The following is a 12,807-nucleotide window of genomic DNA, read 5'->3' on the forward strand; positions in this document are numbered from 1 at the left end:
CGTGTCGTGGGAGGTGACTGTGGTGCCTCTGGTATTCAGGTTCAAAGGTGATCAAATCTTTACTGTAATTGGTATTAATCCACTACTACCGGTAAATGTGCCGATCCCCCCCATTCGGTCCAGGAACCATCGTAAACGGCTATCTTGTCATGGCCGGTGATATCCGCAGCCAACGCCAAAATTGCGGCGGTCACGCCGGATCCGCAACTGAAAATCAAGTTTTGCTCGCGGGTGACCAGGGCATCAAACGTTTGTGTCAGCTGCTCTCGAGGGAGAAAGTGCCCTTGATCCAGTAGCTCGGTAAAGGGCAGGCAGACAGCACCGGGCATATGGCCGGCTCTGACGCCGGGACGAGGGTCGGCCGCCTGGCCGCTGAACCGCTCGCGGCTTCTCGCATCCAGTATCCGGTGTTGCGGCTGTGAGAGTGCCGCTTGCACCTGTTCGGCATTGGCTATCCAGGCGGCCTGTGGTTGGGCGACAAACCGGCCCTGTGTCACCGGTGCCGGTGCACTGCTCTCCAGCGGCAAGTGTTGTGCTATCCAGCCGGGCAGGCCGCCATCCAGTACCGCAACCTGCTCATGTCCCATGGCCTTGAACATCCACCAGGCTCTGGGGGCGGCAAAAATGCCATCACCATCGTAGATCACGATGCGATGATGGTTGTTGATCCCTAGCGCCGACACTTGCCGTGAAAATTGGGCTGCTGGCGGCAGCATGTGAGGCAGCGGACTATTCTGATCCTTTATCTGGCTGTCGAAGTCGAAGAAGCGGGCGCCGGGAATACGCTGCTGGCCCCACTCCTGTTCGCCGGAACGTTTGGCCGCAGGCATGTACCAGCTGGCGTCCAGCACAACCAGATCCGGGTGACCCAGATGGGTAGCCAGCCACTGGCTGTCTACCAGCGAGGCTGGCAGGGTTAATGGATTCATCTTGATCTCTCCTTGGGTATACCGTTGTTTTATCCTAAGCGGCCGGGTCTGTTCGGGCTACTTTTTTATCCCTGATTCTGATTTGTAAGAGATCCGCCCGGCCGGGCGTAAGCAATGACTTAACTCACTGGCGGATAACACGCTTTAAGTTGCAGTTTTGTCAGATTGATAATAGAATAAATCAATAAAAACAATAGCTTATGTTTGGGTTGGTTTTTGGGGACTCATTTTGCCATCATTTTTTATGTTGTGGGGTCGCTTAAATCCTCTATAGTTAATCAGGCAAGGAGCGAGGAAGTCCGTCAGGAAGACAGACTTGCCAAGCAAGGCGAAAGGAACACCCGCAGGAAGCGGTAAAGGACACCTCCAGGACGGAGACAGCAAGGCGACTCAGGATGAAGCGCAGTCAGGATGACAAGGACACGCCTAAGGACAGGTAAGAGGAAACACCTTAAGGATTAAGGTAATACGTCAGGGAATGCAGGGAGCAATTTGGTTTAGGGATTAGAGCCATACGACAACTCAAAAGGGGGTGACATGATGTCACCCCCTTTTTCTATTGTTTTTTGATAACTATGTTGGGTGCCAGGAAACGATGAGCGAGTGGAGTTCGATTTATCAGGCGGCGAACAGCCTGGAAGCACACACGCTGAAAGGCGCGCTGGAAGTGGCTGGCATTGAGGTGCAGCTAAAGGGCGAGGCCTTGGCGGGTGCGCTGGGCGAGTTACCCGCTAATGCCATGGAAGTAGCGTTACTGGTCCGGCCCCGGGACAGCGAGTCGGCCCGGCTGATATTGGCGCGTTATCAGCAAGCCGAGCAGCCTGCCTGGTACTGCTCACGGTGCGGTGAACAGAATGCGGCTAGTTTTGAAATATGCTGGCAATGCGGCCAGGATGCTCAGGCCGCCAACCAGTAACCCGGTGGGTGATTATTTTTGTTCCTGCCCCTGTTCCTGTTTTTGCTGCTGCTTTTCTGCGATGATTTCTTTTAGGCGAGCCCTGTGATGCTGCATGGCAAACGAGCCGAACACCAGCACAGACAGGTAATCTCCGGTCGTAGGGTGTAGGAGTTTGGCGACCTGTTTCAGCATCAGCATTTGCAACAAATGCATCAAGAGCACCACGGCCCCTAAAATAAGCGGTATCGAGCCCACTTCCTGAAAGTCCGGGCCGATCAGGGCATAAATAATACCGGCCCAAAATATCAGCATGATCAGTCGCATAGCTAAATTTATTATTTTCATTGCTCTGGTTCTCTTTGATAAAGTTGATAGTTAACCTGACCCGCCTGCTTGTCTTTCAGCAGCCGCCAATTTGGTGGCAACAGCAATGATTCTGATGCCTGCTCGCGTTCGATATAAACTTTGGCGTTGTCGTTCAGCCAGCCGTTTTGTTCTAACAACTGGCAGACGGTGGGCAGTAATTCGCGGTGAAACGGGGGATCGAGAAACACCAGATCAAAGGGGGAAGCCGGCGACTGCAAAAAGCCGATAGCATCGGTGTTGATGACCTTGCCTCGGGCAAGGGGCAAGCTGGCAAGGTTGTGTTGTAACTGCTGAGCGACCCTGGCATCTTTTTCTACCATCATTACTTCGCTGGCCCCGCGGGACAAGGCTTCAAATCCCAGGCTGCCGCTACCGGCAAACAGATCCAGGCAACGGCAATGGTGAATATCGAACATTAACCAGTTAAATAATGTCTCTTTAATACGGTCGGCAGTGGGCCTTAGCCCTTCGCTGTTTAACACGGGGAGTTTGCGTCCGCGCCATTGGCCGCCAATCAAACGGATTTGTCCGTTACCCGCGGAGGTCTTTTTTACCGGTTTTGCTTTTGCCATCTCGTTTCGCCGTGTTTCAATAAAGTGCTAGTATAAGGCGGTTTTGCACCCATAAGGGGTGAGTATTCTAAAGAAGGGGCCGAGTGACGGCCAGCCCTAATCACCCCCGACATCAGTGAGTAATGACAGAATGGCAAAAAAAGGTTTTTTTTCCTGGCTGGGCTTTGGCAAAAACAAAGGTCAGCAAGAAGAAGTTAAAGAGCAGGAACAGCAGCAGTCGGCTCTGGAATCGGAAATTGAGGCGGGCAGCGCAGAAGTAGAAAGAACGCTGGCGGAGCCGGATACCGAAGCGGCAGAACAGGCCCGATTGGCGGCGGAAGCCGAGGCGGCAGAGCAGGCGCGACTGGCGGCGGAAGCCGAAGCGGCAGAACAGGCCCGCTTGGCGGCGGAAGCCGAGGCGGCGGAGCAGGCCCGCTTGGCGGCGGAAGCCGAGGCGGCAGAGCAGGCCCGCTTGGCGGCGGAAGCCGAAGCGGCGGAGCAGGCCCGTTTGGCGGCGGAAGCCGAAGCGGCGGAGCAGGCCCGTTTGGCGGCGGAAGCCGAAGCGGCAGAGCAGGCCCGGTTGGCGGCGGAAGCCGAAGCGGCAGAGCAGGCACGGTTGGCGGCGGAAGCCGAAGCGGCAGAGCAGGCCCGGTTGGCGGCCGAAGCCGAGGCGGCAGAGCAGGCCCGGTTGGCGGCGGAAGCCGAGGCGGCAGAACAGGCCCGATTGGCGGCGGAAGCCGAGGCGGCAGAGCAGGCGCGTTTGGTGGCCGAAGCCGAGGCGGCAGAACAGGCCCGCTTGGCGGCGGAAGCCGAAGCGGCAGAGCAGGCGCGACTGGCAGAGGAAGAAGCAGAACGCCTTGCGGCCGAAGAAGCGGCTGCTGCGCAGGAACAGGCCGAACAGGCTCCCAAGAAAGGTTTTTTTGCTCGACTTAAAAGTGGTCTGTTTAAAACCAGACAAAACCTGGGATCCGGCTTCTTTGGCTTGTTCAGGGGCAAAAAGATTGACGATGAGCTGTTTGAGGAGCTGGAAACCCAGCTGCTCACGGCAGATTTGGGTGTAGAAACCACGGTGTCCATCATCGACAACCTCACACGCCAGGCCAGTCGTCGTCAGCTCAAGGACGGTGAAGCCCTGTATGAGCTGTTAAAAGAAGATATGAGCGACATCCTGAGCAAGGTTGAACAGCCTCTGGTCATAGATAGCGAGCACAAGCCCTACGTTATTCTGATGGTCGGCGTTAACGGCGTGGGCAAAACCACCACCATCGGCAAGCTGGCCCGCCAGTTTCAGGCCGAGGGCAAATCGGTGATGCTGGCGGCAGGTGATACCTTCCGTGCCGCCGCGGTAGAGCAGCTGCAGGTATGGGGTGAGCGTAATCATATTCCGGTGATTGCCCAGCATACCGGCGCCGATGCCGCTTCGGTCATCTTTGATGCGGTTGAGGCCGCCAAGGCGCGCAAGGTCGATGTACTGATTGCCGATACCGCCGGTCGCCTGCAGAACAAGGCGCACCTGATGGATGAGCTGAAGAAAATAGTGCGCGTCATGCAAAAAATCGACGGGGCTGCGCCGCACGAGATCATGCTGACCCTGGATGCCGGTACCGGCCAGAATGCGCTTAGCCAGGCCAAGGTCTTCAACGAGGCGGTGCCCATTACGGGGATTACGCTGAGCAAGCTGGATGGCACGGCGAAAGGCGGGGTTATCTTTGCCGTGGCCGACAAATTCGGTATTCCTATTCGCTACATTGGCGTGGGTGAACAAATTGACGACTTGCGTCCCTTTGTTGCCCGGGAATTTATAGACGCCCTATTCACTCAGGACGAATAAATGATCCGCTTCGAGCAGGTTAGCAAGGTATACAGCGGTGGCTTTCAGGCGCTGCAAAAGGTCAGCTTCCATCTAGGGAAAGGGGAAATGGCGTACCTTACCGGCCACTCGGGGGCGGGCAAGAGTACGCTGCTTAAACTGATCAGCGTGATGGAAAGACCCACCGACGGCCAGGTACTGTTTAATGGCCAGGACGTCAGCCGCATTCGCCGCAGTCATATTCCGTATGTGCGTCGGCGTATCGGCATGATTTTTCAGGACCATCATCTGATTAATGGGCGCACCGTGTTTGATAACGTGGCGCTGCCGCTGGTGATCGAAGGCTACAGCCATCAGGATATTCGGCGTCGGGTGTCGGCGGCGCTCGATAAGGTCGGCCTGCTTGGCAAGGATCGCTACTTCCCCCTGATGCTGTCGGGAGGGGAGCAGCAGCGCGTGGGTATTGCGCGCGCCATTGTTAACAAGCCGTCACTGCTGTTGGCGGATGAGCCCACGGGTAACCTGGATCCCGAGCTGTCGATGGAGATATTGCGCTTGTTTGAAGCCTTTAACAGCGTGGGGGTCAGCGTGTTGATCGCCACCCACGATACGGGACTGATCAACTCGCAGCGGCACAGAACCCTGACGCTGAACGCGGGTCGACTGCAGGCGGAGGAGACGTCATGAGCCGGCACAAGTTATCCTGGCTGCAGCGCCTGGCCATGTATGGCCTTGACCACCTGCGACAGTTGTTTGCCAGTCTGGGCGAGCTGTGGCGTACGCCGTTAAGCTCGTTAATGACCATAGCCGTGCTGGGCGTGAGCCTGGCGCTGCCCGCCAGTTTTTTCGTGCTGTTGAAAAATGCCGAGTCGGTGAGTGCCTTCTGGCAGAGCAAGGCACAAATCAGCCTGTATTTGCAGCAAGACACCACAGAACAGCAGGTGACCGAGCTGCAGCAGCGCCTGTCCGCCATGCCGGAAATAGACACTGTGACCTACATCAGTGCCGAGCAGGGGCTCAATGACTTCAAGGGCGCGGCGGGCTTTGCCGAGGCGCTGGATTTGCTGACCGATAATCCGCTGCCGGCGGTGTTTATTCTGGGCTTGTCTGAAGCCGGACGTTCACCGGATGCCGCCGAGTTGCTGCTGGCCGACATGCATGCCGAACCCACGGTGGCGACGGCGCGGCTGGACATGGCCTGGCTGGCTCGCTTGTCGGGAATTGTCGACTTGCTGCGACAGGTGGTAGTCGGCATGGCAGGTTTACTGCTGGCCGGGGTGCTGCTGGTGGTCAGTAATACCTTACGGCTGAATATTCTGAACAGCCGTTACGAGATTGAAGTCATGAAGCTGGTGGGGGCCACGGATCGCTTTATTCAGCGTCCCTTTTTATATGTGGGGCTATGGTATGGCATTATTGGTGGCTTGCTGGCGTGGTGGCTCACCCTGGTTATGGTATTCTGGCTGAGTCACAAGGTCAGTGCACTGGCTGCCCTGTATCAAAGTGACTTTGACCTGCTGGGGCTGAGCCTGGAGGAAAGCCTGCTGCTGATCCTGACCGGGACCCTGCTTAGCCTGTTGGCGTCCGGGTTTTCGGTACGCCGCCATATTAGAGCCATAGAGCCGAATTAAGACGGTTGTGGCAACAAAAAGTACAAAACCCGGTTGAACTTAATTAGTTGAATGTGGTCTTATGTGGGCAGAGAAAGCAGCCCTCTTGACATTTAGTCCTGAATAAATACATTTTCCGCTGTACAGCATGCGACTTAGAGTCACAAGCACCATTTTAAGCGTGCACCGCGGCTGTTTGATACGGAGTCATGTAATAATGAATACAAGTGTGATGACGACAGATTTTCAGCGCCATTTCTCCTTGGTTCCCCAAGGCAGCCTGGAGGCTTATATCCAGGCAGTTAACACTATTCCCGTGCTGAGCGCGGAGGAAGAAAAGTCACTGGCCGAACGGCTGTATAATGAGGGTGACCTGTCTTCTGCCCGACAGATGATTATGTCTCATCTGCGTTTTGTGGTGCACATTGCCCGCAGTTATTCTGGTTATGGTCTGCCCCAGGCAGACTTGATTCAAGAAGGTAATATCGGCCTGATGAAGGCGGTGAAGCGCTTCGACCCCAAGGTCGGCGTGCGCCTGGTGTCCTTTGCGGTGCACTGGATCAAGGCCGAAATTCACGAATATGTCTTGCGCAACTGGCGCGTCGTCAAGGTGGCCACCACCAAGGCGCAACGTAAATTATTCTTTAACCTGCGCAAATCCAAGAAGCGTCTGGGCTGGTTCAACCAGGCAGAAGTTGAAATGGTGGCGGAAAACCTGGGCGTGCTGCCGGCCGAAGTGCTGGAGATGGAATCGCGGATGAGTGCCCAGGATCAGGCCTTTGATCTGGCGTCCGACGACGATGACAAGGACACCAGTTTCTCTCCGGTGCACTACCTGCAGGATCACAGCTCCGATGTGGCCAACCAGGTAGAAGAGGACAACTGGGAACAAACATCCAATCGCCGGTTGCGTTCCGCCCTGGCCACGCTGGATGAACGCAGTCAGCATATCATTCAGGCCCGTTGGCTGGATGAAGACGAAAAGACCACCTTGCAAACCCTGGCAGATGAATATGGAGTGTCGGCTGAGCGTATACGTCAGCTGGAAAAAAGCGCGCTTAAAAAGCTGAAAACGGCCATGGATGCCTGAGTGTCAAAAAGGTCGAAAAAAGGCCCCGCTGGGGCCTTTTTTCTGCCGGTAATCTATTCTAAACAGAGCCAAACCAGCAGGAACATCCCATGAGAAAACTAAAGCAGCTCTTTGAGAATAACCAGGAATGGTCAGAACGGATCAAAGCGGAAGATCCGACCTTTTTCGAGAAGTTGGCGTTACAACAAGCGCCCGAGTATTTGTGGATAGGCTGCTCCGACAGCCGGGTCCCCGCCAACCAGCTGACCGGACTGTTGCCCGGTGATGTATTTGTACATCGCAACGTGGCCAACCTGGTGATGCACACCGATTTTAATTGTTTGTCGGTGGTACAATACGCGGTTGAAGTGCTGAAAGTAAAACACATCATCGTTTGCGGCCACTATGGCTGTGGTGGGGTCAAGGCCTCCATGACCGATGAAGAGCACGGGCTGATCGATCACTGGCTCTGCAGCCTGAAAGACTTGTACCAGCGCTACCGCAAAGACCTGCTGACCATAGAGTCACTGCAGTCGAGAGAAGACGCTTTGTGCGAACTCAATGTGGTTGAGCAGGTGGCCAACCTGTGTCGCACCACGATAGTGCAGCATGCCTGGAAACGAGGGCAGGAGCTGTCTGTACACGGCTGGATATTTGGCATCAAGGATGGCCGGTTACAGGATCTGAATGTATGCGCCACGGAAAAATCAGAAACACCCGATGTTTATCGTATTTTGCAACAACGGATATTGGGCAAGTAATACCAATAATATTAAACATCTGAACAACTATTGAGCCGGGGCACCTGAGGCAACACAGTCGCCTCCCTCGACACGCTACAGATAAATGATACTCACGGTTTCAACCTGCTGCGTGCATTCACACCGGATGCTCGGTCAGGCTGAAACCCTTTGTCACGGCGAGACAAGCTCGGCCCATCTTAGCTTGGACATGTCATCTCTGGCATGTCACGGTCGAGGGAGGCCACCTCTGTTGCCTCTTTCTGAACACCGAGTTGCCCCCTGGCGGCGTCAACAGGCGACTCCGCAGCATCAGGAGGACAAAGGGCTCTGCTCCGCCGACCATCACATGACAGGGACGTCATGTGCTGAGCGTCACATGGATGTGCTCGAAGCGGGTCGGTGGAGCGGGCCCTTTGTCCGACGTTTACTCGGAAATGAAATAGAACATATGTTTAATGGAATTAGTATAACTAGGCAGGTAGCGATAACTTGAACAGATAGGAAATCTAATGAGACGTGAATTAGCCATTGAGTTCTCCCGCGTAACCGAAGCCGCCGCTCTGGCTGGCTACAAGTGGTTGGGCAGAGGCGATAAGAATATTGCCGACGGTGCTGCAGTTGCGGCTATGCGTCATGTACTGAATGAAATCGAAATCAACGGTGAAGTGGTTATCGGTGAAGGCGAGATAGATGAAGCGCCCATGCTGTATATCGGCGAAAAAGTCGGTTTGGGTGGCGAAGACGTTGATATTGCCATCGATCCTATCGAAGGCACTCGCATGACGGCCATGGGCCAGTCCAATGCCTTGTCCGTGATTGCCGTGGGTGAAAAAGGCGCCTTTTTGCGTGCACCCGACATGTATATGGAAAAACTGATCGTGGGTGCCAACGCCAAGGGCGCCATCGATCTCACCAAGTCGATAGAGCAGAATATTAAAGCGGTGGCCAAGGCGCTGAACAAGCCGCTCTCACGCTTTACCGTGATTACCCTGGCCAAGCCGCGGCACGACAAGGCCATTAAAACCATCCAGGCACTGGGCGTGCGTGTGTTTGCCGTGCCCGATGGCGATGTTGCCGCTTCCATATTGGCGTGTATTCCCGAAAGTGAAGTCGACATGCTGTATGGCATTGGTGGCTCCCCGGAAGGCGTGATATCCGCCGCCGCCGTGCGCTCGCTCGACGGTGACATGCAAGCCCGGCTGATACCGCGTTATAAGGTAAAAGAGCCTACCGAAGAAAATATCGCCCTGGGCGAGCAGGAAATTGCACGCTGCGAAGAAATGGGTATTGAAGTGGGCAAGGTATTAAAGCTGGAAGACATGGCACGTACCGACAACGTCATGTTTGCCGCCACCGGTATTACCAAGGGTGACTTACTGGAAGGGATCAGCAGCGATGGCTATTATGCCCACACCGAAACCCTGATGATCCGTGGCAAGTCGCGCACCGTACGTCGCATTCGCTCCACTCATATTCTGTCTCGAAAGAGCCAGGAACTGCAGGATATTATTCTGTAGTTTTCCGTGAGGGGTGAAACGTGAGGAGTACAATCCACACCTGCTGATCCGGTATTTAACCTTACCTTTCACGGCTTTCGATTCAGCGATAACTAAAAAGGGATGCTTCGGCATCCCTTTTTGTCGTTTATACCAAACTGAGTAAGTAACTGGTCTATTTATCTGCTCAGTAAAGGCCGAACGAAGGGTCTACTCCACCGACACGCTGCAAGCACATCCCTGTGGCGCTCAAACACATGACATCCTTGTCATGTGATGGTCGGTGGAGTAGATCTCTTCATCCTCCCCCAGCTGCGGAGTTGCCTGTAGGTGCTATCTACAGACAACTCGGTGCTTGTGGAGAGGCAACAGAGATCGGCTCCCACGACCGTGAAATGACAGGGATGTCATTTCCCGAGCCCCCAGGGATGGGTTTATGGCGTGTCGTGGGAGCTGACTCTGTTTCCTCTGGTACTCAGCTTTAAAATAGATCATATTTTTACTTAGATTGGTATTGTACCTTGTCGGTCATGGGGTGTGTCTCCAGGACTGGGTGAGGCGCAGCAGGCCGTGGCTGGCTGCCAGGTGCAGCAGTCGGGCGGTGAGCGCGGTGATGAATATCAACATGGCCATGGCAGCGGCCGGGGCTATGTTGCCGCTATCATCCAGGTTAAGCACGGCAATGGAAGCCAGCATGGTATCCGAGCCGTACAAAAACACGACCGCCGAGACAGTGGTCATGGCGTTGACGAACAGGTAGATGGCCACATCCAGTACCGCCGGCAGACACATGGGCAGGCTGACCCGGCGCATGGCCTTGAAACGGCTGATCTTGAGTGAGGCAGCAATGGCTTCAATTTCGGCTGGCAGCTGCTTGAGCGCGGTGATTGCGGTCAGGTGCCCCACCGTATAGAAATGCATCACGGTCGACACCACCAGCAACGTCATGCCGCCATAGAGGACGTTGAGAGGATTGTCGGGGCGGTTGAAGAAGAAGATATAGGCCAGGCCCAGTACCAGGCCGGGGACGGCCAGGGGTATCATGGCCATGGCATGTAGCAGCTTGCGCCAGCCGTGCTGACCCTGGCCCTTTTCCACCAGATAGGCGATGAGAAAAATACACAAGGTGCCAAACAGGGCGGTCATTCCGGCCAGACGAAGGGAGTTGCCGTATGCCTGCCAGCCGTCGATTAAATCGAAGCGGTAATGGCTGAGGGTCAGGCCCAGGTTGTAGGGCCAGAACTGCACCACAGAAGCATAGGCGGCCATGCCGATGACGGCCAGCAGTGCCAGGGCGATCAGGCTGCAATAACCGAGCAGCAGGCCGTCACGCCAGCGGTTGGGAGCCGGGTGGTAGGGCTGTGAGCGGCTGTCGATCAGTGGTTTGTTACGTCGTTGCAACCAGCTGTCGGCAATAAATGCCAGCAGGGCCGGTAGCAGCAACAGGGTACTGATCAGCGCGCCCATGGCGAAGTTTTGCTGACCCACCACCTGCTTGTAGATGTCGGTGGCCAGTACCGGATACTGGCCACCGATCACCTTGGGTACGCCGAAATCGGTGATGACCATGGTAAACACCACCATCAAGGTACTCAGCAGAGCATACTTGATACCCGGCAGCGTGACCTGAAAGAAGGCGCGTACCGGCCCGCCGCGCAGCACCCGGCAGGCTTCGAACAGGCGGCCGTCGGTGGCACCCATGGCGGTACTGAGCAGCATCACCGCGTGGGGAAAGGCCCAGAACGACAGCCCCAGTACAATACCGATGGGGCCGTAAATGCTTTCACCCAGCAACCAGTGACGCAGTACCCCCTGGTTGCCAAACAAGTAGACCAGACTGATGGCCGGCAACAGCGAAGGCGCCAAGACCGGCATCATCGCCAGTACCTTGAACAGGCCACGGCAGGGCATACGGGTTCGGGTAATGGCATAGGCATAGATAAAGGCCAGCCCGGTGACGATGAGAGTGACCAGCAGCCCCATGGTCAGGGTGTTGGTCAGCGAATAGAGCAGGCTGGGGGTCAGCAGGTAGCGGCGCAGATTATCGAGCCCTGCAAAGTTGCCCTGCTCGTCGAACAGCGCGGTGTGCAGTATCTGTCCCAGCGGGAGTACCAGAGCCAGCAGAAACAGCAGGCAGGCCAGGGCCAGCAACATACGCTGCAAGCCATCATCTCGACTAAAGCGGCGGCTCAAGGTCAGGATGCTCATGCGGACGCTCCGCAAAACAGGTGGGTATGCTCCAGCGGCAGCTCCAGCGCCACTTCCTGGCCGGGATACAATTGCTGCAAATCGCAGTCCCGGGCCGACAGATCGGCCAGTATCGGCTCGGAGTGATGGTCCAGAGCAACTTCGGCCCGAATAAAGGCACCCAGAAAAGACAGCCCCAGAATATGCCCGCGCAGGCTGTTGTGATCCTGCGGGCAGGCCAGGCGCATCAACTCCGGGCGCCAGGCCAGCAGATGGCGGCTGCCCGGCGCGACCTGGCGTGGCAGTGTCTGCCGACCAAGGCTCAACCGGCCCTGTTGATCGGCCACCGCGGGGTAGAAGTTCATGGCGCCGATAAAGCGAGCGACAAAGGGGCTGGCCGGTTGATAGTAAATCTGTTCCGGGGTACCAATCTGCTCGATAACGCCATGATTCATCACCACGATGCGATCGGCCATGGCCAGCGCTTCTTCCTGATCATGGGTCACCATTATGGTGGTGATATTCAGTTCGCGCTGCAGTCGCTTGATTTCGGCACGCAGCTGAATGCGTACCCGGGCATCCAGTGCCGATAAGGGCTCGTCCAGCAGCAGTAGCCCGGGAGACAGAGCGATGGCTCTGGCCAGTGCCACACGCTGCTGCTGGCCACCGGATAGCTGGTTTGGGTACTTGGAGCCGCTATCGGGCAGGCCTATGGTGTCTAGCAGCTGGCTGACCCGGGAGTGAATCTCTGCCTTGGGGTGCTTCATGTTTTCCAGCCCGAAGGCGATATTCTGAAATACCGTCAGGTTGGGAAACAGTGCATAGGACTGGAATACGATACCGAAGTCGCGCTGTTCGGGGGGCGCCAATGTAATGTCACGTCCGGCCTGATGAATACGTCCGGCGGTGGGTAAATCCAGGCCGGCCACGGCGCGCAGCAGCGTCGTCTTGCCACAGCCGCTGGGGCCAAGAAAGCAGACAAACTCGCCTTCCTCTACCGTCAGGCTGACCCCCTTGAGGGCTTGAAAGTCACCGAAACTTTTCACCACATTGTCGATTGCTAGATATGTCATCAGATTGATCTCCCTAATCTGGTTTAGACCAGTTGGGGCAATGTACAAATTCAATGTGACGTTGGTGTGACAGGG

The 12,807-nt window shown here is 55.9% G+C and carries 12 protein-coding genes; 7 read left to right on the forward strand and 5 right to left on the reverse strand.

Features of this window, described 5'->3' with window-relative positions; genetic code table 11:
• Window positions 1-74 precede the first annotated feature (74 nt).
• Window positions 75-929, reverse strand: a complete 855-nt coding sequence (locus ACN0VL_RS11815; protein WP_417617610.1) for a sulfurtransferase — start codon at window positions 927-929, stop codon at window positions 75-77.
• A gap of 595 nt (window positions 930-1,524) precedes the next feature.
• Between ACN0VL_RS11815 and ACN0VL_RS11820 the strand changes: the two genes are divergently transcribed.
• On the forward strand, window positions 1,525-1,845 hold the full coding sequence (locus ACN0VL_RS11820) for a DUF2007 domain-containing protein (protein WP_417617612.1): 321 nt from the start codon (window positions 1,525-1,527) through the stop codon (window positions 1,843-1,845).
• A gap of 12 nt (window positions 1,846-1,857) precedes the next feature.
• On the opposite strand, the gene ACN0VL_RS11825 is transcribed toward ACN0VL_RS11820, so the two are convergent.
• Both ACN0VL_RS11825 and rsmD read right to left on the reverse strand, forming a co-directional pair.
• Entirely contained in the window at window positions 1,858-2,172 is a 315-nt protein-coding gene (locus ACN0VL_RS11825; RefSeq protein ID WP_417617614.1) for a DUF1145 domain-containing protein, read from the reverse strand.
• Entirely contained in the window at window positions 2,169-2,765 is a 597-nt protein-coding gene (gene rsmD / locus ACN0VL_RS11830) for a 16S rRNA (guanine(966)-N(2))-methyltransferase RsmD (protein WP_417617616.1), read from the reverse strand. The genes ACN0VL_RS11825 and rsmD overlap by 4 nt, the downstream gene beginning before the upstream one ends.
• 130 nt (window positions 2,766-2,895) lie before the next feature.
• Here rsmD and ftsY point away from each other — a divergent pair, with 130 nt between their 5' ends.
• The 6 genes from ftsY (at window position 2,896) to glpX (ending at window position 9,493) form a co-directional block, all read left to right on the forward strand.
• Window positions 2,896-4,575: a signal recognition particle-docking protein FtsY gene (ftsY, locus tag ACN0VL_RS11835; RefSeq protein ID WP_417617618.1), complete on the forward strand. Its 1,680-nt coding sequence runs from the start codon at window positions 2,896-2,898 to the stop codon at window positions 4,573-4,575.
• Entirely contained in the window at window positions 4,576-5,241 is a 666-nt protein-coding gene (ftsE, locus tag ACN0VL_RS11840; RefSeq protein WP_417617620.1) for a cell division ATP-binding protein FtsE, read from the forward strand.
• A complete protein-coding gene (gene ftsX / locus ACN0VL_RS11845) occupies window positions 5,238-6,185 on the forward strand; it encodes a permease-like cell division protein FtsX (protein WP_417617621.1) in 948 nt (315 codons plus the stop codon). Before ftsE ends, ftsX begins: the two co-directional genes overlap by 4 nt.
• A 211-nt stretch (window positions 6,186-6,396) precedes the next feature.
• Window positions 6,397-7,254, forward strand: a complete 858-nt coding sequence (gene rpoH, locus ACN0VL_RS11850; RefSeq protein WP_417617684.1) for an RNA polymerase sigma factor RpoH — start codon at window positions 6,397-6,399, stop codon at window positions 7,252-7,254.
• 89 nt (window positions 7,255-7,343) lie between these two features.
• Window positions 7,344-7,994 (forward strand): carbonate dehydratase, encoded by a 651-nt coding sequence (can, locus tag ACN0VL_RS11855; RefSeq protein ID WP_417617623.1) that lies wholly within the window; start codon window positions 7,344-7,346, stop codon window positions 7,992-7,994.
• A 491-nt stretch (window positions 7,995-8,485) separates the two neighbouring features.
• Complete coding sequence (gene glpX, locus ACN0VL_RS11860) at window positions 8,486-9,493, forward strand: class II fructose-bisphosphatase (RefSeq protein ID WP_417617625.1); 1,008 nt, start codon at window positions 8,486-8,488, stop codon at window positions 9,491-9,493.
• A gap of 507 nt (window positions 9,494-10,000) precedes the next feature.
• On the opposite strand, the gene ACN0VL_RS11865 is transcribed toward glpX, so the two are convergent.
• Together ACN0VL_RS11865 and ACN0VL_RS11870 are read right to left on the reverse strand one after the other, a co-directional pair.
• Entirely contained in the window at window positions 10,001-11,680 is a 1,680-nt protein-coding gene (locus ACN0VL_RS11865; RefSeq protein WP_417617627.1) for a putative 2-aminoethylphosphonate ABC transporter permease subunit, read from the reverse strand.
• Window positions 11,677-12,732 carry a putative 2-aminoethylphosphonate ABC transporter ATP-binding protein gene (locus ACN0VL_RS11870; RefSeq protein ID WP_417617629.1) on the reverse strand — a complete coding sequence of 352 codons (1,056 nt, stop codon included), beginning with the start codon at window positions 12,730-12,732 and terminating at the stop codon, window positions 11,677-11,679. The genes ACN0VL_RS11865 and ACN0VL_RS11870 overlap by 4 nt, the downstream gene beginning before the upstream one ends.
• Between the last annotated feature and the right edge of the window lie 75 nt (window positions 12,733-12,807).

Source organism: Oceanisphaera sp., from assembly GCF_048268965.1.
Taxonomy (GTDB): domain Bacteria; phylum Pseudomonadota; class Gammaproteobacteria; order Enterobacterales; family Aeromonadaceae; genus Oceanimonas.